The organism is Streptomyces sp. NPDC059456 (assembly GCF_042750055.1).
Lineage (GTDB): Bacteria > Actinomycetota > Actinomycetes > Streptomycetales > Streptomycetaceae > Streptomyces.
Genome location: NZ_JBHYVA010000624.1, coordinates 1 through 5,108, shown reverse-complemented (window position 1 = coordinate 5,108; position 5,108 = coordinate 1). Strand labels below are relative to the sequence as shown.

Sequence of the window (5,108 nt, the reverse complement as noted above, 5' to 3'; positions counted from 1 at the left end):
ACGCGCCGAGTACCTGCGGCTCCTCGCACTGGGCTGCACGCCGAGCCTGGCCGCGCAGTTTCTCTTCGACGTGGCCGGTAAGACCAGCCACTGGCGCCAAATCGATCCGGCGTTCGCGAGGGCCTGCGATACGGCCAAGGAACTCGGGGCCGGGCAGCCGGCGCCCGCCGGGGCGCCCCGTTTCACCCCAGAGCGCCACCGCATCTTCCTCGGGCACTTGGAAGCCGGCCTGTCCGTCACCGTCGCCGCGGCCAAGGTCGGGATCACCACCGCCGTGATCCACGAACGCCGCAAACGCGATCCCGCGTTCGCCGCCGCCATGGACGCCGCTCACCAGGCCTACCCGCGCAACCCGGACACGACGCCCGACGCCGAGGACTGGGAAGCGTTCTTCGGCAACCTGCGCCCCGGTGTCGCGCTGCGCCAGGCGGCGCTCGCCGCCGGTATCCGGCCCGAGGCCGTCTACCACCGCCGTCGCGCCGACCGGGCATTCGCCCGCCGCACCGACCGGCAATGCACCGCTCTGTAGCCCCGGCGGACAGGCCGTGGGGGGTGCGCCCGTTGTGTCCTGCCGCGGGGTCATTCCATGCCGAGGGCGGGGTCGGGCCGGCAGGGGGGCAGGCTTGTACGCCATCGGCCAGCGACTGCCTCGCCTGGTCCAGGCTGGCCCGTGCAGCGCTTGCGGGCATCCCAGCATCCGCTTGCGCGGACGCGGACCGGGAGCCGGCCTACTCCGATGCCGCGTTCGATCGGCCACGCGGGCGGTTCGGGCAGTCTGCGGCCGCATTTCGTGCCCGGGTGGGTGGGGTCAGGTGTGGATGCGGCTGTTGGTGCCGTCGTGGTGGTCGGCGTGTTCGTCGTTGAACCAGTAGTCGTCGGCGGCGAGGTAGCGGAAGGCCTGGCTGGTGTGGGCGGGGAGTGAGACGCGGGCTGTGCGGGTGCCGTTGCCTTGGGGTTCGAGCGGGTGGGCGGCGGGGTTCCAGTGGTTGAACTCCCCGACCACGCTGACCGGCCCGTCTGGGGTGTCTGCGGGCAGGACGAAGGTGACCTGGGTGCGGTCCTTGAGCTGCTTGCGTTCGAGCACGGTGGTCTCCAGCCGTGGAAGTCGTCGGAGGTGCGGGCATCCTTGCCTGTGCGGCGGCCGGTCACGGTGGGACGTGGCCGCGGGCCCGTGTGCCGGTCATCGTCGTACGACCACCGTTGTGACGACGGCGGATCAAGGGGTGGCTGAGCCGTGAAATTGGTGTGCGGTCTCTCCGGGTGGTGTCTAGGGTCGGGGGATTGATCAGGGGAGGGACTTTCATGCAGGTCAGGTACGGCAGTCGGGCGGCAGCTGTGGCGGTGTGCGCAGCGCTTGCGGTCGCAGCCGCAGGCTGTGGGCGGGGGCCGTCGGCGGCCTCGGGGCCGCAGGCCGAGGCCGGGCCCGCGCCGGCGGCGTACGCGGGGGTCACGGAGCTGCCCGAGTCGCTGGCTTCGGACGGCACGACGATCATGGTGGGGGATCCCCGGGCCAAGACCGTCGTCCACCTCTACGAGGACCCGCGGTGCCCGGTGGTCGCGGAATTCGAGTCGACCGGGGCCAAAGCGATCCGCGCCCAGACTGTGGGCCGTCAGGTGAGGACGGAATACACCCTGGCATCGTTCAAGGACGCCCGCCTGGGTGGCGATGGCTCCAAGCGGGCCGTCAACGCGCTGCGCGCGGCGCTGGAGGCGCAGAGGTTCACCGAGTACCACGCCGTGCTGGTGGAAAGCCAGGCGGAGGTCGAGGCGTCCGGCGGCTATACCACCGAGCGTCTGCTGGAACTCGCGGCACGGGTGCCGGGGCTGCGGAGCGAGACCTTCGATGCCGCGGTGACCGCGATGAAGTACGGCGACTTCGTGACCGCGTCGCAGACCGCTTACCAGCACACCGGGGATGATCCGCTCGGGCCGGGCACCCCCGCCGTCACCATCAACGCGAAGATGGTCCCGGAGAAGATCTACGGCAACCTCTTCGAGGAAGACCTCGCCGCGGATCTGCTGACGACCATCCGTAAGGACCCGGTGACCTGGCAGCTCCACCGCTCCTAGTACTCCAGCCATGCTTCGCGATCTGGTTCGATGGGCTACGGGGGCGACTTGCCTTGGCCAGATCGCAGGGGGAGACAGATGGACGAGCATACGGTCATGCTGAACATGCTTGCGCAGGACTTGCGTCCGATCGAGCAGGGTGTCGAGTGGTTCGAAGGTCTGCCGGCTGAGAACCAGTTCGAGGTCCTGCGGGAGCTGTGCGGACACTGCATGCAAGCCCGCGCAACGGAGGAGGACGGGCCCAAAAGCGTTCGACGTGCTGGCCTTCGGCCGACGTACACGCCTGCGGTTCTGATCACGCGTGGGCAGCTGAACGTGCAACTGGAAAAGATCATTAATCTGCCGCAGGACGAGCGGGTGAAGTCATTTCGGCTGTTGGTGGCGCTGCTGGGGGTGTCGGACGAACGTCGTCGGAAGCGATTCTGCGCTGGCGGGTGCGGTCATGACTGGCACCAGTTGGCGGGTGGAACCGATTGGAGAGCGGCCACCGCGTGAGCATCAACGGTTGCGTGGACTTCTGAAGAGGGTGTCTTGGCCGCGAGCCAGGGCGTAGAGCTTGGGTTCGTGTGGCGAGGCGACGTTCCCTGGGCTGCAGCCGGCCGTCCGCAGCCGGGAGGGTCTGGTTGGAGTGCGGGTAGCCCGTGCCGATAGGGCGTGCATGGGCAAGGGCGGTGCCCGGCATCGCCGGGGGCAGTACCACCCGGCCGCCCTACACCTGCAACGGCGGCAGGTCTTGAACAGCCGCCAGGGGTGCGTGCATGAGCAGCTGATCGGGGGAGCGGCAGGGGGTCGTGCATCACCGGGCAGTGATCGTCGGCACAGCGAGAGCGAGCGATGGCGATGGCAGGACTACTGCCTGGAGAGACCCAGACCCGTCCCCGGAATGAGTCCATGCCGTGGCCCGCTCAGCCGCGACACGGAGGGCGTTGCGCGCCGATGTCCGTGGCAGCCTGATATCGGGGAGATCACGATGTGCGAGGCAGGTATGTCCGGTGCTGGTGCGAAGGGTTGGCTCCCGTACGGTGTGGATTACCCCAGCTCTTGGCGCCACCCGGTTCCGGGTGGCGCAGAGTGCTGGGCCTATCCGTAGATTCCTGTGGGGGGAACACCATCATGCGCACCACGCTCGCCTTCCGTACCGTCTTCACGGCTTCTGCCCTGTCTCTGGTACTGCTCGCCTCCGCCTGCGGTAGCTCCGGCAAGGCCGACGAGAAGGGCGGTGCTGCGAAGGCCGACGCGAAGCCGTCGGCATCGACTTCCGCATCTGCTCCGGCGGCTCCGGCGGCTCCGGCGGCCAAGGGTAAGACGGACGCGGAGCTGGCGGGCGTGATCCTGGTTCAGGCGGACCTGCCCGACCACCTCTTCAAGACCGTCTCCGAGAAGGACGTGAAGGCCGGGGAATCGGCCGTCAGCGACGTCCCCGAGTGTCTTCCGGTGTTGCGGGCGATGGCCACCGCGCCGATCGGCAGCCCGACCGGAGCGGTACGGACCGCAGTGACCGCCAAGCCGAAGCCGGTGAGCAAGGACGCCAGCGAGGAAGACAAGCAGCTCGCCATCCAAAATGCCCTCGGAGTGACCGCCACCGTGGTCAGCCTGTACTCGTACGACGGCGACGGCGCGGAGCGGGCCTTCCGCTCGCTCGGCGACGCGGGCCTGCCCTGTGCGAAGGGGTTCGTGCCCACCGTGGCGGGCGAGCAACTCGGCAGTACCACGGTGCGTCCGTTCACCAAGGTCGAAGTCGGAGACGAGACTCTGACCTACACCCTTGCGATGGAGGACGACGAGGTCGGACGCATTTTGACTGAGCTCGTGGTCGTACGCAAGGCCAACACCCTCGCTCTCTTCTATGCGCAGAGCATGAGCGGCACCGCCGACCATCCCAAGGAAGTCGTCGAGGCCCAGGCCAAGAAGCTCGGCTGACGGACCGCACGAAGTACCCATTCCTGCGTGCGTCAATCGTGATCCACGGTGATTCGATCACGCGTACGATACGGGCGTGATCGTCGCATCCGTGGACACCACCTCACAGAGCTACGCCATCGGCCACGTGGTCGGCGTCCTGTCCGTCGCCGTTGTCGCCATCGTGCTGCTCTGGCGTCTCACCCGTTCCTGGCGCGCGCCGTCGACCCCGGCCGGCGGCGATCCCGCGGGAACCCTGCGCGAGATGCGGAAGCGGCGCCTGCTCATCGCCGGTGTGACGGTGCTGATCGTGGCGGGCGCGGGGGCACAGGCCGCGGCTTCCTATGATCCCGAACCCCGTGCCTCGGAGGCGGCAGCGACCGGGTCCGGATCCCCAAGCGCGAGTGCTTCGCGTGCGGTTGTCCTGCCGGACACTTTTGCGGGTTTTCAGCTGATGACCGGTGACGCTGCTCAGCAAGCCGAGGCGGCCGTGTTGGCAGGCCGCAAAAAGCCAGAGGGATCGAAGTTCGGCTATTACGACAAGGACGGGGACGGCAACCTCGACCTGTTCGTATCCGTCAACAGCGCGGAGTGGTCCCCCAAGGTCCGCAAGGAGAAGGCCAACAACTCGATCACGCAGGAGTTTCGTGACTTCTTCGCCGGCGCGAAAGCCCACGACGTGACCCCCTTCGAGGCGGGACCATACGGCGGACGCCTCAGCTGCGGCCTCTCCCCGGGCCCCAACGGCGATCAGGCGGTGTGCGCCTGGAGCGACGCCACTACTTTCGGCGCGGTCCGGATCCTGCCGCAGACCACCCTCGCCGACGCCGCCAGCACCACCCTCACACTCCGCAACACTGCCACGCACTGAACCGGGCAGCGACCATCGAGTCCTCCCTTCCTCCCTTCCTCCCTCTTCGCCGGTCCCACGGAACGCCTCGACGGATACGGCCGGTCATGAGAGCGGCTCCCAGCCGATCGGCCGTCAAGGGTCCTGCGCCATGAGGAGAGACACGCAATAGAGGTCGGCGGTCGTAGGGGTGTGCGACGCTGACGTGATGTCGCTTTCCCCTGTTCCTGCGGAGCCGGTAACGCCGGATCCGGTGCGTGTGGTTGCGGACACGCTGCTCACTCAGTCC

Annotated in this window: 6 protein-coding genes; 5 read left to right on the top strand and 1 reads right to left on the bottom strand. The window is 68.3% G+C overall.

The features are described from left to right. Positions 1 to 529 (top strand): hypothetical protein (locus ACFXA3_RS34975; RefSeq protein ID WP_385193776.1); only part of this gene is annotated, 529 nt, incomplete at its 5' end. 279 nt (positions 530 to 808) lie between these two features. Here the strand turns inward: ACFXA3_RS34975 and ACFXA3_RS34970 are convergent. Further along, positions 809 to 1,084: an isoamylase early set domain-containing protein gene (locus tag ACFXA3_RS34970; RefSeq protein ID WP_385193774.1), complete on the bottom strand. Its 276-nt coding sequence runs from the start codon at positions 1,082 to 1,084 to the stop codon at positions 809 to 811. Between the two features lie 218 nt (positions 1,085 to 1,302). Between ACFXA3_RS34970 and ACFXA3_RS34965 the strand changes: the two genes are divergently transcribed. The 4 genes from ACFXA3_RS34965 to ACFXA3_RS34950 all read left to right on the top strand — a co-directional run bounded on the left by ACFXA3_RS34965 (position 1,303) and on the right by ACFXA3_RS34950 (position 4,840). After that, positions 1,303 to 2,070 (top strand): DsbA family protein, encoded by a 768-nt coding sequence (locus tag ACFXA3_RS34965; protein WP_385193771.1) that lies wholly within the window; start codon positions 1,303 to 1,305, stop codon positions 2,068 to 2,070. A gap of 78 nt (positions 2,071 to 2,148) precedes the next feature. Continuing rightward, entirely contained in the window at positions 2,149 to 2,565 is a 417-nt protein-coding gene (locus tag ACFXA3_RS34960) for a DUF5958 family protein (protein ID WP_385193769.1), read from the top strand. 618 nt (positions 2,566 to 3,183) lie between these two features. Next, positions 3,184 to 3,990: a hypothetical protein gene (locus ACFXA3_RS34955; protein WP_385193766.1), complete on the top strand. Its 807-nt coding sequence runs from the start codon at positions 3,184 to 3,186 to the stop codon at positions 3,988 to 3,990. Between the two features lie 76 nt (positions 3,991 to 4,066). After that, on the top strand, positions 4,067 to 4,840 hold the full coding sequence (locus ACFXA3_RS34950; protein WP_385193764.1) for a hypothetical protein: 774 nt from the start codon (positions 4,067 to 4,069) through the stop codon (positions 4,838 to 4,840). Positions 4,841 to 5,108 lie beyond the last annotated feature (268 nt).